Source organism: Vibrio sp. Vb0667 (assembly GCF_033391095.1).
On the sequence record NZ_JAWPOL010000001.1, the window covers coordinates 354,189 to 368,445 of the forward strand.

The window sequence follows — 14,257 nt, forward strand, 5'->3', positions numbered from 1 at the left end:
TTTGGCCGACGACATTCGGCTTAGGCTGTTATATTGCTCACATTGATGGATGAAGTCGGGCACACTGAAACACAGGCGCCGCAGCCGTTACACTCATCAAGGTCTAAATTGGGTTGTGCTACTTTCCCCAGTTCTAATTTGAACTGAATTGCCATCGGGTCGCACATATCCCCACAGCTTCGGCATTCGACATTTTGTTTTGCTAAGCAGTTATCGTTGATACTTGCTTTTGCTTGCCAAGGTTGTTCTGTTTCTGGCAAGAAAAGGGGCTCAGGACAGGCGTTTGCACATTGATAGCAAAATGTGCATTCATCGATGGAAAAATCGACCGAGGGGAATCCGCCATCACTTTTGGTTATAATCTTTGTTTCACAGGCCTCAATGCATTTACCGCAGCGAGTGCAATCGTCCGTAAACTGTTGCGGTTTAGTTAACCAAGGCAAACGTACGGCGTTGTCGGGGTGCGCTTTTCTTGCAAAGAGTCTTCTTCTGGAAAGGTCTACCACTTAGTCACCTCGAAACTTGGAACCCAAACTAAGCATAGTCCACAATTTTCATTAATAAACTGTCATTTAAACTAACGAAATTGTAGTTTTTGACATATTTGTATAAATACCTCTTAGGGGGTAAATGGTATGCAATATTGTTTTGGATCAATAAATTCCGTCGCAGGTGATCACATATTGATAAAGTTGAAAGGTAATGGGTTCATTGCACGTAAAAATAGGATTGTTAATGGGCGAGGAACTCAGATTGTTTAAAAATGTGAAAAAGTCGGTGACGCGCACGATTGCGTCCGCGATGCTTCTTATTTTGCTGCTCTCAGTCGCTACGACTGGTTTTGCAATTTTTACGTTAGCGTCCAGTTTGAACGATGCTGAAGCCGTCAATGTTGCTGGCTCGATGCGAATGCAAAGCTACCGTCTGGCGAATGATATTCAGGTTAAATCTGTTGACTATTCTTCACATATTGACGCATTTGAACATTCGATATATTCACCTTCAATGAAAGCGCTTCAGCATTGGTCTGTGCCAGAAGACATCACTCACGATTACTACCGTCTTATTATCAGATGGCATGAACTCAAGGCGGTGCTTAGAGGAGACAACCCGGCAGAATATCAACTCCTAGTGGCAGGTTTTGTTGAACAAATCGATGAGTTTGTATTTAAGCTACAAAGCTTTTCGGAGCAAAAACTGATTAACTTAGCCTGGATCGGCGGGTTAGGGTTGGGTGGCATTCTTTGTGTCAGTATGTTTGTCGTTCATTTTGTGCGCCTCGAAGTTGTTCGGCCTCTGCGTGCCTTAGTTTTTGCTAGCGAGCAAATTAAAAATCGCTCATTCAATATATCGCTCAATGTATCCAGCGATAATGAAATGGGAATACTGACTCGAACCTTTAACCGGATGGCGACAGACCTTGGTAAGTTGTACCGAGGATTAGAACAAGCGGTTGATGAGAAAACACGTAAATTGCAGCATGCCAACCAGTCTTTAGAAGTGCTGTACGACTCGTCAAAAGAACTCACGGCGTCGCGTATTAATCAAGACAATTTCCAGGCGATTTTGCAGCATATCGTCAGTCTTGAGGGCATTAAAGCGGTCAAACTTGAAATCGAGCAGCTAGGAGAACCGAGCTGGATATTGATGGAAGGAGAAGAATGCTGCCAAGATTGTGATGAAGATTGCCACGGTAAAGCCCTGATGCTAGATGGTGAGCACTTGGGCTATTTATATTGGAAAGCAGGGTTACCTTGTCCGAACGAGGCTCTTATTGACAACTTCGTGCAGATTTTATCACGCGCCGTGTATTACAATCGGGCGCAGCGCCAAGCAGAACAAATTCTGCTGATGGAAGAGCGAGCCACTATTGCTCGGGAGTTGCATGATTCATTGGCTCAAGCACTCTCTTACTTAAAAATTCAGGTCGCTTTGTTAAAGAGAAGCGTAAAGAACTTGCCTGACGAAAAGGCGATCGCGCAGGCTAATCAAGTTATTGCTGAGCTAGATACGGGCTTATCTGCCGCGTATACGCAGTTACGCGAGTTACTGACGACGTTTCGTCTTACGATTAAAGAGGGCAGTTTTGGCCAAGCATTGCAAGACATGGTTGAAACGCTCAGTGAACAAACTGCTGCGGACATTACGCTAAAAAATAGACTTTCATCAACTGAACTGGATGCACATCAGCAGGTTCATTTACTACAGTTGATAAGAGAAGCGGCAATTAATGCTATCAAACATGCGCAAGCAGATAATATTCACATTCAATGTCTCGATAATGATGGAAAAGTCACAGTAACCGTTAGCGACGATGGAATAGGCTTTGAACATCAAGACGAAAAATTAAATCATTACGGTATGAGTATCATGCAAGAGCGGGCCGCTAGACTGCATGCCGATCTTCACATCGAAGCATCGATAAACAAAGGTTGTACCGTAAAATTAGAATTCCAACATAGTAAGGAAGTAAACAGTGACAGTGTGTAAAGTAATGCTGGTGGATGATCATCCACTCATGCGAAGAGGTATCCACCAGCTTTTAAGCTTTGAGCCTGAGTTTGAGGTTATTGCAGAAGCAAGTAATGGCGCGGATGCAGTAGCGAAAGCGCATGAGCTGGAACTGGATCTTGTACTTCTTGATCTTAATATGAAAGGCATGTCTGGCCTTGATACTTTGCAAGCACTGCGTGCAGATGGCTGTGAAGCCAGAATTGTCATTCTAACCGTTTCAGATAGCCCAGCAGATATCGAAGCAATAGTTCGAAGTGGTGCCGATGGCTATTTATTGAAAGACACTGAGCCCGATGAGTTGGTTGAGTTGCTAAAACAAGCGCACCAAGGGGACAAGGCATACAGCCAAGAAGTTTCTAAGTATTTGAGTGAACGTTCAGAGCAAGAGGACGTGTTTGATACACTGACCGATCGTGAATCGCAGATCTTAAGAGAGGTGGCAAGAGGTTTCCGCAACAAGCAAATTGCCGATCGTCTTTTTATCTCTGAGTCTACGGTTAAAGTACATATGAAGAGTTTACTTAAAAAGCTACAAGTTCCTTCTCGTACTGCAGCAACCGTCCTTTATCTTGAGCGCTTTGGCGACATCAAATAACATTGTTGGATTTGAATCTGTAATAATAAATAAAATCAACCAGTTATATTGATTCTGACGAATAAAAAAACCGCCTGTTAGGCGGTTTTTTTACTTGTCTGGGCGAATAGAGTACAAGTCACTGTTGTGCTTACCACACTCCAAATAGTACTGATAAGCCACTTTTTTGCTTTCAGCAATGACTCTCATGCAGTGCATTTTCCCCTGTTCAAAATATCGAATCTCATATTCTACACTGGTATCAAGTTGCTCAGCGGCTGCCATACTTCGCCTCCATAAACCATCCAAAAAACATCCATGCAAATTATATGCCGTTATAGGGAGCGTCGTTCGGTACGTTTTTTAGCCGATAATTGCGCTCTAACTCACTTTTTTGCGGATAGCTGTGATCAAAAAGTTAATTTCAAACTCTATATATTATTAAGGTGGCAATCAATATTTGTCACACTGGTGTAAGTTTGCCGCAATACTAAGTGATACAGGTTGAGTATAGAACTTAATCAACAGAAAAGGGAATACGAATAAGTGACTAAATTAAAGGATGTATCTAATAAGGCGCTTCGTTATGGCCTTCTATTTTGTTTCGTATTTCTGCTTGCCGGTTGTGCGAAAAAGTTTTTATACAGCAATATCGATTGGTTCGTGCTCGATTACTTAGAGGACTATGTCTCGTTGCAAGGAGAACAAGAAGTCCTGGTGGAAGAGCGCTTATTATTGTTGGCAGACTGGCACAAGAAAGAGGAGTTACCAATATATATCGAACATTTAAAAGACCTTGAGAGATTAAAAGCGAGCGATATCACCTTAAATTACTTACAACAAAATCGAGATAGAATGCGAGCGCATTACGATAGAGTGGTCAGCAAAGCAGCACCAGATCTTTTTGCGTTAAGTTTGCAATTAACGAAAGAGCAAGAACGCGAGTTTTTGAGTAATGTACAAGAACATTATCAAGAGCGAAACGCAAAATATGCCGATAAGACAGAAGACGAAGTGCGTGAAATTATTCTGGATAACACTGAAGAGTGGATGGAAGAATGGCTAGGGAATCTATCAGGAAATCAGCGTCAATTAGCTCAAAGATTTTCTCAGCAAGTTATTTTAAACAGCCCTTTATGGAGAGATTATCGAGCCACGGTATATCAAGAGCTCGAATACTTGTTCGACAACAAATCTAATGTTGTGACTTATCAAGATATATTTATGCGACTCTTGTTCGAGCCAGAGAGTTATTATAGTGAGCAGCTTTCTCTGAATATTGATTCTAACTTTGCATTGGTTGATCAACTGACATTAGATGTTTCTCGTTCGATGACCGATAAGCAATGGCGTCATTTTCGTGAAAAGGTTAAAGAGTGGCGAGTACTGGCTGAGGAACTTTTAGATTAAATTCATACTTCAATGAGCGAAAGCAAAGCGCAAAAGCCTTTCTTATCAAAAAATGATTCAAAGCAAATTCTTATTGAGCTAAGAGCGTAACATAGCGTGAGGTTTGATGAGGCAACGTCAGCTTATCAATGCGTGATAAGGCCTCATCGTACAAAACAATGAGAATAAATATGAAACATTTAGTTGAAAGATTTCTTCGATACGTCACGTTTGATACCCAATCCAATCCACATGTGACGCTTTGCCCAAGTTCACCTGGCCAGCTTGTGTTTGCTGAGTTACTTAAAAAAGAGATGCTCGAACTTGGCTTAAGTGACGTGACTTTGGATAAAAATGGCTACTTGATGGCTAAACTGCCAGCCAATGTTGATTATGCGGTTCCTCCTATCGGCTTCATTGCCCATATGGATACCGCGCCGGATGCATCTGGCAAAAACGTAAAGCCGCAATTCATCGAAGATTACCAGGGTGGCGATATTGCATTAGGGTTGGGGGATGAAGTGTTATCTCCCGTGCAATACCCAGATTTACATCACCTACATGGCCACAATCTTATTACTACCGATGGCACTACATTACTTGGCGCGGATAACAAAGCCGGTATCGCAGAGATTCTTTCCGCGGTAGCTCTGCTACTGGAAAACCCAGACATTCCACACGGCGACATTTGTATCGGCTTTACTCCGGATGAAGAAATCGGTCGTGGTGCAGATTTGTTTGATGTTAAAAAATTTGGCGCGAAATGGGCATACACTATAGATGGTGGCCCGCAAGGTGAATTGGAATACGAAAACTTTAATGCAGCAAACGCTGATGTAATTTTTCATGGAGTTAGCGTTCATCCAGGTACCGCAAAAGGCAAAATGGTCAATGCGATGAACTTGGCTGCGAAATTTCAAGTTCAAATGCCCCAAGATCAAACTCCGGAAACAACCGAAGGTTACGAAGGGTTCTTCCATTTAAAATCGGCAGAAATGGGCGTTGCACGAAGCGAGCTAGGTTACATTATTAGAGACTTTGACCGTCAAAGACTTGAGGATCGAAAAGCCTTTATGCAGAAACTCGTCGATGAAATGAACACGGGTTTACGCCATGGTTCTGTAGAGCTAAAAATAAAAGACAGCTATTACAATATGAGAGAAATGGTTGAGCCTTACCCTCATATCATTGAGCTGGCAAAGCAAGCGATGGAAGCGTGTGATGTGGAACCGATTATAAAACCTATTCGTGGTGGTACAGATGGTGCTCGTTTATCTTTTATGGGTTTGCCGTGCCCGAATATCTTCACCGGTGGTTTTAACTTCCACGGAATTCATGAGTTTATTTCTGTTGAAATGATGGAAAAATCAGTACTCGTTATTGTCAAAATTGCTGAGCTCACAGCGAAAAAACACAGTTAAAAGACTACGTCGAGACCTCTTGCAGATTTAATAACAAAATAGCCCAGATCTCTCTGGGCTATTTAAATATTAAGATGGAATACTAGCGCACGTCTTTGTCTTCAATTTCAATGTCTTCTAGCGGTAACCAGTCGACTTTCACACCCGCTTGGTCGAACATATCTTGACTGACTTGGATTTTATCTCCCCAGCGAGATAAAAAGTCTTCAGACTGCTCAGGGCAGTGTACGTGTGAGATCCCTGTTTGAATGATCTTTGCCGCGCAGTTAGGGCAAGGAAAATGCGTTACCCAAATATCACATCCGTCTAAGTCACGTTTTGAGAACAAAATTGCGTTCTCTTCCGCGTGCAGTGTTTTAAGGTATTTCAACTCGCGCTCATCGGTGTCGACACTGTCAGAAACACCATGCGGATAGCCATTAAATCCAACAGATACAATGCGATTCTGTTTAGTAATAACGGCACCGACTTGTGTTGATGGGTCCTTACTCCAAGACGCCACTAGTTCTGCCATCTGGTAAAAGCGTTTCGCCCATTTAGAAATCATAGTCATCCTCTCTGTCGAAGGCGTTGAATTAATTGAATGATAACCCATTTATATTAAAAAAATAGTCAAAATCGGGGTCTTGAGTATGAAGGCGTCACTTTTTACCTTTTTAGCCACAAAACGTTCTTATCTTGAGCACTGAATCTCACTTTACGCCCGAATACAATACTCCCGTTAGTGTTTCCAAGCACACGCTAAAATTCGCGATCTCCTAAGGCGTATATTAAATAGTTATGATTGAGTTGTATGTATATTGCTCATTGAATACCACTGTTAACTAAATTACTTTATTTTCCTTTTGTTTCTCATGTTTACATTTAGAAACACCTTGGGCGCTTTTCAGTGAAGTTTTCAGTGGCAGCAAGGAGTAAGGTTGATAGGAATTCAACAATATCCTGTTCTATAAAGACGGTAAATACATGCAAAAGAAACCACTTGTCGCACTAATGGCGGCTACAGCAATCCTCGCTGGATGCGGGGAAGCTAATAATGCCCAAACGAAAGGTCAAGCGCCTCTCGTAGTGACTCAGGATGTCACGGTTATCGACTACCAACCGAGCAAGTCTTATATCGGTCGCATTGAAGCAGTAGAAGATACCAATATTACCGCGCAGATTTCTGGCTACTTAAAAGCTCGTCACTTTGAAGAGGGGCAAATGGTAGAAAAAGGGCAGCTCCTTTACTCTATCGAGCCATCTTCTTTTGAAGCCCAAGTCGCGAGTGCTAAAGCCGCACTTGCACAAGCTAAAGCGGCGCTAAAAAAAGCCGAATTAGATCATACTCGAGGTAAAAACTTGTTGCCTCGCGGTAGTATCTCTCAATCTGAGTTTGATGCTTTAACTGCGGCACTTCTTGGTGCGAGAGCAGAGCTAGAAGCGGCAAATGCTCAACTTAAGCTTGCTGAAGTTAACCTTTCCTATACTCAAATCCGAGCACCTTTTAGCGGACGTATTAGTGATACCAAAGTGAGTACGGGTGATCTGGTTTCTCCATCATCTGGCGTGCTGACGACATTGGTGAGCTTAGACCCAGTGCATACTTCATTTAGTGTGAGTGAGCGCGAGCGTTTAGCCATGGGTATGGATCAAGTCAAAGGCGACGGCTCAGCAGAATCAAACCGCGTTGAAGTTCAGCTTGAACTGGAAAATGGACAGTTTTTTGAGCATCTCGGTAAGCTTGATTTCTTAGGTAATCGTATTGACACCAAAACGGGTACGATTGCTATGCGCGCGCTCGTTCCAAACCCAGATCAGAAGCTACTTCCTGGTCAGCACATCAAAGTAAACTTGAGAGACAAGAATACGAAGGACGTTATTGTTATTCCACGACGTGCCGTTCAAACTGACTTAGAAGGTGACTTTGTGATGGTGATGGCTGAGGGAAATGTAGCAGAGCGTCGCAACGTCGAGCTTGGCCCTCAGGTTGAACAAGGCATTATCATTCGAGAAGGGCTCGATCAGGAAGATACAGTTATTACACAAGGCCTACAACGTGTGCGTAATGGTGTAGAAGTGCGCCTTCAAGCACCTGCTGAAGATAAGCAGTAGGGGGCACTATGTTAAGTCGTTTCTTTATTCAGAGACCTAAATTCGCGCTGGTTATTTCGATCATATTAACGCTAGCCGGCGCGATCTCACTGGCGATTTTGCCAGTGGCTGAGTATCCACAGATAAGCCCGCCATCAGTAAGCGTTTCGGCTTACTACACTGGCGCGAGTGCGGAAGTTGTCGAGCAGGCCATTGCGGACCCCATAGAGACCTCAGTCAACGGCGTTGAGGATATGATATACATGTCTTCAAAGAGCGCGAACGATGGCTCTTATAGCCTAAACGTCACGTTCGATGTTGGCACCGATCCAGATATGGCGCAAGTTAACGTGCAAAACCGCGTGTCACAGATTGAGTCAAAACTGCCTCAAGAAGTTCGCATGGTTGGTGTGACGGTGAAAAAGCGTTCACCTGACTTGCTGATGGTGCTTAACTTCTATTCACCTGATGGCAAATACGATGATCAGTTCTTGATTAACTACATTAACTTGAATGTAAAAGATCAGTTGGCTCGTGCGAAAGGTATCAGTGAAGTTAACGTGATTGGTGGTGGCGAATACGCAATGCGTGTTTGGTTAGATCCTGAAAAAATGGCCAACCTTAAGCTAACCACGTCAGACGTATACGCCGCTTTGGCTGAACAGAACGTTCAAGTTGCGGCAGGGCGTGTAGGTGCAGCACCATACAACAATCCGCAAGAAGTTCAGTTTAACCTTGTGACCAAAGGTCGCTTGGAAAGCGTGAGTGAGTTTGAGAACGTAGTCCTTCGAGCTAATCCCAATGGCTCTACGGTTTATCTGAAAGATGTTGCTCGCGTTGAACTAGGCAAAAAGTTCTACGATGGTAACGGTAAGTTCCGTGGCCAGGACGCGTCAATCGTTGCGTTGTCTCTTCAATCGGATGCGAATGCGTTAGAAAGTGGTCAGGCCGTCATGGAGCTCCTTGAAGGCTTGAGCAAAAACTTCCCAGAGGGAATGGAGTACGAGACCAGCTACGATACAACCGTGTTCGTATCTGAATCGATCAAAGGGGTAGTAAAAACACTGATTGAAGCGATTCTATTGGTGATTGCTGTAACTTACTTGTTCTTGGGTAGTGCGCGTGCAACGTTGATTCCTGTTGTCGCGATCCCCGTTTCTCTGATTGGTACGTTTGCCATCATGCAGGCAACGGGCTTCACCATTAATACGGTTACTTTGTTTGGCTTGATCCTTGCGATTGGTATCGTGGTGGACGATGCGATTCTGGTTATCGAAAACGTCGATACTACCATGGCGAAAGACCCAACCATTTCACCGCGTAAAGCGACGTTGCTAGCGATGAAAGAAGTAACGGGACCAATCATCACGTCGACCTTGGTTCTACTTGCGGTATTCATACCCGTCGCCATGCTGCCAGGTATCACCGGTATCATGTATCGCCAGTTCGCTTTGACCATCTGTATTTCGGTTGTTATTTCATCCATCAATGCATTGACGCTGTCTCCAGCACTTTGTTCTCTGGTATTGAAGCAGGGTGGGGGCAATACCGCTAACTGGTTCCAGGCTTTCAACCGAGGCTTAGAGCGCATCACTACGCGTTATGGCCAGATCGCTGGTTTCTTGGTGAAGAAGTCTTTACTGCTCGTGACGTTCTTTATAGTTGCTATCGCAGCGGTCACTTTCTTTGCGAAAACCACCTCTACAGCGTTTGTTCCTCAAGAAGATAAAGGCATTTTGCTGGTTAACGTACAGCTACCAGATTCAGCCTCTTTATCACGTACTGAAGAAGTCACCAATGATTTAATGAAAATGATCGGTGAAGAACCTGGTGTGGATGGTGTGACGGTTGCGAACGGTTACTCGTTTATGACAGGCGCCGCAGCATCAAACGGTGCTTCTGTATTTATCAAATTGCATGACTGGGATACTCGTAACTCGCTGCAAGGAGAGCACTCTGCTAATGCTATCGCGGCACGTATTAACGGTCGAGCGGCGACAGAGCTACCTCAAGCGGTTGTTTTTGCGATGGGACCACCGGCGGTTCCTGGTATGGGCGCTGCGTCTGGTTTTGAGTTTGTGCTTGAAGACACGCTAGGGCGAAGTCGTACCGATTTGTCGATGGTCATGGGAGAAATGATCCAAGCGGCTAACCAAGCGCCTGAAATTGCCTACACGTTTAGCACGTTCCGCGCGAATGTTCCGCACTACTACGTTGATATCGATCGTGAGAAAGCGCAGCAATTAGGTATTTCGCTGTCGTCTATTTTCCAAACCTTGCAAGGCAACTTAGGTTCGCTTTATGTGAATGACTTCACCATGTTTGGTAAGAACTTCCGCGTAACCATGCAAGCTGATAGCCAGCACCGTAGCAGCATGGAAGATCTAGAGCGTTTCCATGTTCGTTCTTCGAACGGTGATATGGTTCCGTTAAGTACGCTAGTGAGCTACGAGCAAGTGTTTGAGCCTGATGTGGCATGGCGTTACAACATGTACCGCAGTGCTATCATTCAAGGCCAACCAGCTCCGGGTTACTCTAGTGGTGATGCGATTGCCGCAATGGAACGCGTTGCTGCTGAAGTTCTTCCACAAGGGTATACGTATGAATGGACAGGTATGGCTTATCAGGAAGTGCTTGCGGGCAACCAAGCCATTTATGCGTTTGCGCTGGCTTTGATATTCATTTACTTGTTTATGGTGGCTCAGTATGAGAGTTGGAGTATTCCACTGGCTATTATTTTGGTGGTCCCAGTAGCAACGTTAGGTTCCTTTCTTGCGTTGAATCTAACTGGCACGCCGCTTAACTTGTATGCCCAAATTGGTCTTGTCTTGCTCATAGCCTTGGCGGCGAAAAACGCAATTTTGATTGTGGAGTTCGCCAAGCAAGAGCGTGAAGAAAAAGATGCTGATATCGATAGTGCAGCGGTTAAAGGAGGCACGTTACGTTTCCGCGCTGTGAATATGACATCTTGGTCATTTATCCTGGGTATCTTCCCGCTTATCTTTGCCGCTGGTGCGGGGCACGTGAGTCAAAACTCACTCGGCGTGTCGCTGATTGGTGGTCTATTGTGTGTGCTTCTAGCAGGTACATTCTTGATCCCAGGCTTCTACGCTCTGGTGCAAAGACAGCGTGAGAAAGTTCATGGCGGCAACACCAAGCTGGTTCCTCTTGATGATGAATAATCACATCCGAAGTGCGCAGTAAGCACGAAGTGACAATTGAAAAAAAGCCCGAAGCAATGGTTGCGTCGGGCTTTCTATTTTGAAAAAGGGTTATTTTAGCGCAGTTTTGAATTGTGCAACGGCTTCATCCATATCATGAGCTTGAGCAGAGACAGAGTTCACTTCATGCAAGCATTCCTGAGCGGATTGCATGTTATTCTCAGATATTGCGTTTAGCTCGGTGATTGAACCGCTAACTTGGTTCATCACGATACCTTGTTCTTCAATTGCTGAAGCTATGCGCTCCGAATTACCTTGAATTGAATGCATGTCAGTAATGATCTGTTGCAGGCTAGAATCCAGTTTTTCAGAAGCATTAAGTGTTTGTTGCCCTTGATCGTTACATTGATCAATATCAGCAACAACTGTAGACATTTGAGTTTGAATGTCTGCAACGACCCGCGTGATTTCCTCTGTGGATTGATGAGTTCGGCTAGCTAGGGCGCGTACTTCATCGGCGACAACTGCAAACCCGCGGCCTTGTTCGCCTGCTCGCGCGGCTTCAATTGCTGCGTTGAGAGCTAGTAGGTTGGTTTGCTCTGCAATTTCTTGGATGATGTTCACAGCACCACCAATTTTATCTACATGCTGATTCAGCGAGCCAATCGACTGCTGGCTGTTTGATAAAATCGTGGTTAGTTGACCGATGTTGGTTACCGTCGCCTCAACAACTCCTCGACCTTGTTCGGCATTATTCGCTGCCTGATGTACGCCTTCTACCGCAACTGATGTGCTTTCAGAGATTTCACCTATTGTGGCAACCATTTGCTGAACTGCCGTCGCCATTGATGCTGTGTGGTCAGTTTGCGTGTGGAATTGCTCCATAACGCCTTCTAACTCACGATGCATATTATCGGTACTTGCAGTGAGTTGCGCCGATTTTTCTTGGGTACTACTAATTAGATGCTCAAGCTTATCCAATAGGTCATTGAGGTGATGACTGATATCAAATAGCTCGTCTTGACCTTTCAAATCAGATCGAAGTCCCATGTTGTTCGTTTCGCTGATACTTCGAATGGTGCCAAGTAAGCTATTCACTCGCGTATTGATTGAACGTGAAATTTGCCAAATCAATGCGAAAATAACGACTAAGATCAGAGCTGTAATGACCTGCTTGATGGTCGACATTTGTTCATCACGTTGTGCGGCAGCAGAGCTAAGGGCTGTGGAAAAGGTTTCAAATTGCTCTTCTACGGCATGGGATAATGCGCGAGTTTCACCGAGTAGGCCTTTGTCATAAGCAATCCCAACAACTTGCTTTTGGGCCGCCAATTGCTTACCTGTTTTGATAAGCTCAGGAGCATATTGCCCCTCAAGCAAGTCACTATTGAATAGTCCTGCTTTTACCGCAGAGTCAAAACGGACTAATGCCAATAACTGCTGGTGGTCTGAACGTTGTTTTGCTTCTAATAGTGCTTGTTCGTAACCAGCGAGAAGCCCACTCTTTGAATCAAGCCCGTATCGTTGGTAAGCGCTGACCAGATTCTGAAAGCCCCTTTGGTATGCGAGCAAGTCTTGCTTAAATTGTTGACTGGAAGGTAATTCATTACTCTTGAGTATGTTCGCAAGCTCTTTTTCTGTGTCTATAAACTTGTCAACATTGGCGTCAAACTTATTTAGATATTTGTCATTACTACGTAGTAGGAAATCTTTTTCATTTCTGCGTAAGTTGAGTAAGCGTATTTCTAGATCACCAACGAGTTTGATGGCGTGATTAAGGTCATTGCTCTTATTTTCAAAATGGGATGACGTACCCAAAAGGGCCACGATGCCTAAAATGGCGATAACTCCGAGGAAGTAGAGTTTTTGCCTAATAGTCATATTGTTGTTTCCTGAATAAGTAACTAAAAAGAGAAATCCAATGAGATTTCCAAGGGCTAGCAAACGTTGTTCAACTAACATGTCGAGAAAACGACATGCACTAATACAGCACTTTTTTACGTTGCTGTTTTTTCGCTCCGTGCTTGTTTTTTGTATCAAGTCGTCGGCGTTGAGAAGCGCGGGTTGGTTTCGTTTTAATACGCTTCTTCTCCTGTAAAGCGGCAGCTTTTATCAATGCTTGAAGCCGATTTAGGGCGTCTTCCTTATTTTGTTCTTGTGTCCGAAATTGTTGCGCTTTGATGATGATCACGCCATCTTTACTTATACGACTATCAGAAAGTGCAAGTAATCGCTCTTTGTAAAAGTCAGGTAAGCTTGAATGCCGGATATCAAAGCGCAGGTGTATAGCGGACGCTACCTTGTTAACGTTCTGGCCACCATTTCCTTGAGCTCTAATTGGGGATAATTGAATTTCCCACTCTTGAATTGTGACGGAGTTCGAAATTTTGAGCATGATAAGTAAATGCCGGTAAGGACGATTGAAAGAGCTGATAAATTAACATTACAGATGCACAAATAGAAGAAAAGACATGAGCACGATTGATTTTAGACCCTATGAGGGATTCATATTTGATATGGATGGTACTCTAATCGATACCATGCCAGCCCACTTGGCAGCTTGGCAAGCAACTGCTGAGCGTTTTGATTTTCCGTTTTGCCAGGAATGGTTTCACAGTTTGGGAGGGATGCCGAGCTTTAAAATTGTTGAGGAACTAAATCGTGTGCATGAGCTTTCGTTAGATCCTAAAACTGTCGCGACATTTAAAATGGAAACATTCGCTGCTATGGAGCTTCATGGTGACGTTATTCCTTGCACGAACATCGTGTTAGAGGAATATTTAGGCCATAAGAAAATTGCAGTCGGGACTGGCAGCCAACGAGAAAGTGCCATGCGCTTATTAAGTCATGCAGGTTTATTAGACAAGTTGGATGTTGTAGTAACCGCAAGTGATGTAGAGAACCATAAACCCTTTCCAGATACCTTTTTGATGGCCGCGGAACAACTCGACTTGGAGGCGTCACAGTGTCTTGTGTTCGAGGATACTGAGTTGGGGAAGCGAGCGGCGCATGCAGCTGGTATGGATTGCGTTATGGTGCAAGATAATGAGTTGATCTTTTTCCCAAAACCATAGTGGCAATATCCCTTAATATGAGATCAAAATGGGGTGCAAATGCACCCCATT

12 protein-coding genes are annotated in these 14,257 nt (G+C 44.1%); 7 read left to right on the forward strand and 5 right to left on the reverse strand.

Features of this window, described 5'->3' with window-relative positions:
* Positions 1–20: 20 nt before the first annotated feature.
* Positions 21–506, reverse strand: a complete 486-nt coding sequence (gene napF, locus R8269_RS01685; protein ID WP_080276949.1) for a ferredoxin-type protein NapF — start codon at positions 504–506, stop codon at positions 21–23.
* Positions 507–753: 247 nt separating this feature from the next.
* Between napF and narQ the strand changes: the two genes are divergently transcribed.
* Both narQ and R8269_RS01695 read left to right on the forward strand, forming a co-directional pair.
* Positions 754–2,490, forward strand: a complete 1,737-nt coding sequence (gene narQ / locus R8269_RS01690) for a nitrate/nitrite two-component system sensor histidine kinase NarQ (RefSeq protein ID WP_025767926.1) — start codon at positions 754–756, stop codon at positions 2,488–2,490.
* A gap of 4 nt (positions 2,491–2,494) precedes the next feature.
* Positions 2,495–3,109 (forward strand): response regulator, encoded by a 615-nt coding sequence (locus R8269_RS01695; RefSeq protein WP_031777156.1) that lies wholly within the window; start codon positions 2,495–2,497, stop codon positions 3,107–3,109.
* 90 nt (positions 3,110–3,199) lie between these two features.
* On the opposite strand, the gene R8269_RS01700 is transcribed toward R8269_RS01695, so the two are convergent.
* Complete coding sequence (locus R8269_RS01700; RefSeq protein WP_005373524.1) at positions 3,200–3,373, reverse strand: hypothetical protein; 174 nt, start codon at positions 3,371–3,373, stop codon at positions 3,200–3,202.
* 261 nt (positions 3,374–3,634) lie between these two features.
* Between R8269_RS01700 and R8269_RS01705 the strand changes: the two genes are divergently transcribed.
* On the forward strand, positions 3,635–4,498 hold the full coding sequence (locus tag R8269_RS01705) for a DUF6279 family lipoprotein (protein WP_085569143.1): 864 nt from the start codon (positions 3,635–3,637) through the stop codon (positions 4,496–4,498).
* A gap of 170 nt (positions 4,499–4,668) precedes the next feature.
* Positions 4,669–5,898 carry a peptidase T gene (gene pepT, locus R8269_RS01710; protein WP_017819893.1) on the forward strand — a complete coding sequence of 410 codons (1,230 nt, stop codon included), beginning with the start codon at positions 4,669–4,671 and terminating at the stop codon, positions 5,896–5,898.
* A gap of 82 nt (positions 5,899–5,980) precedes the next feature.
* Here pepT and R8269_RS01715 read toward each other — a convergent pair whose 3' ends face one another.
* Entirely contained in the window at positions 5,981–6,445 is a 465-nt protein-coding gene (locus R8269_RS01715; RefSeq protein ID WP_005373515.1) for a dCMP deaminase family protein, read from the reverse strand.
* 419 nt (positions 6,446–6,864) lie between these two features.
* On the opposite strand from R8269_RS01715, the gene vmeY reads away from it, so the two are divergent.
* Together vmeY and vmeZ are read left to right on the forward strand one after the other, a co-directional pair.
* On the forward strand, positions 6,865–7,992 hold the full coding sequence (gene vmeY, locus R8269_RS01720) for a multidrug efflux RND transporter periplasmic adaptor subunit VmeY (protein WP_054574704.1): 1,128 nt from the start codon (positions 6,865–6,867) through the stop codon (positions 7,990–7,992).
* Positions 7,993–8,000: 8 nt separating this feature from the next.
* Positions 8,001–11,153 carry a multidrug efflux RND transporter permease subunit VmeZ gene (vmeZ, locus tag R8269_RS01725; RefSeq protein ID WP_017635194.1) on the forward strand — a complete coding sequence of 1,051 codons (3,153 nt, stop codon included), beginning with the start codon at positions 8,001–8,003 and terminating at the stop codon, positions 11,151–11,153.
* A 90-nt stretch (positions 11,154–11,243) separates the two neighbouring features.
* Here the strand turns inward: vmeZ and R8269_RS01730 are convergent, their stop codons facing one another.
* Both R8269_RS01730 and arfB read right to left on the reverse strand, forming a co-directional pair.
* A complete protein-coding gene (locus R8269_RS01730) occupies positions 11,244–13,013 on the reverse strand; it encodes a methyl-accepting chemotaxis protein (protein WP_005373505.1) in 1,770 nt (589 codons plus the stop codon).
* Between the two features lie 100 nt (positions 13,014–13,113).
* On the reverse strand, positions 13,114–13,527 hold the full coding sequence (arfB, locus tag R8269_RS01735) for an alternative ribosome rescue aminoacyl-tRNA hydrolase ArfB (protein WP_017635196.1): 414 nt from the start codon (positions 13,525–13,527) through the stop codon (positions 13,114–13,116).
* Positions 13,528–13,603: 76 nt separating this feature from the next.
* Between arfB and R8269_RS01740 the strand changes: the two genes are divergently transcribed.
* Complete coding sequence (locus R8269_RS01740; protein WP_205461075.1) at positions 13,604–14,206, forward strand: beta-phosphoglucomutase family hydrolase; 603 nt, start codon at positions 13,604–13,606, stop codon at positions 14,204–14,206.
* The last annotated feature ends 51 nt before the right edge of the window (positions 14,207–14,257 follow it).

What these genes read in the sequence shown, in the direction of transcription:
- R8269_RS01740 (WP_205461075.1), top strand. Translation starts at nt 13,604, where the DNA reads ATGAGCACGATTGATTTTAGACCCTATGAGGGATTCATATTTGATATG.
- arfB (WP_017635196.1), bottom strand. Translation starts at nt 13,527, where the DNA reads ATGCTCAAAATTTCGAACTCCGTCACAATTCAAGAGTGGGAAATTCAA.
- R8269_RS01715 (WP_005373515.1), bottom strand. Translation starts at nt 6,445, where the DNA reads ATGATTTCTAAATGGGCGAAACGCTTTTACCAGATGGCAGAACTAGTG.
- R8269_RS01700 (WP_005373524.1), bottom strand. Translation starts at nt 3,373, where the DNA reads ATGGCAGCCGCTGAGCAACTTGATACCAGTGTAGAATATGAGATTCGA.
- R8269_RS01730 (WP_005373505.1), bottom strand. Translation starts at nt 13,013, where the DNA reads ATGACTATTAGGCAAAAACTCTACTTCCTCGGAGTTATCGCCATTTTA.
- R8269_RS01695 (WP_031777156.1), top strand. Translation starts at nt 2,495, where the DNA reads ATGCTGGTGGATGATCATCCACTCATGCGAAGAGGTATCCACCAGCTT.
- vmeZ (WP_017635194.1), top strand. Translation starts at nt 8,001, where the DNA reads ATGTTAAGTCGTTTCTTTATTCAGAGACCTAAATTCGCGCTGGTTATT.
- vmeY (WP_054574704.1), top strand. Translation starts at nt 6,865, where the DNA reads ATGCAAAAGAAACCACTTGTCGCACTAATGGCGGCTACAGCAATCCTC.
- pepT (WP_017819893.1), top strand. Translation starts at nt 4,669, where the DNA reads ATGAAACATTTAGTTGAAAGATTTCTTCGATACGTCACGTTTGATACC.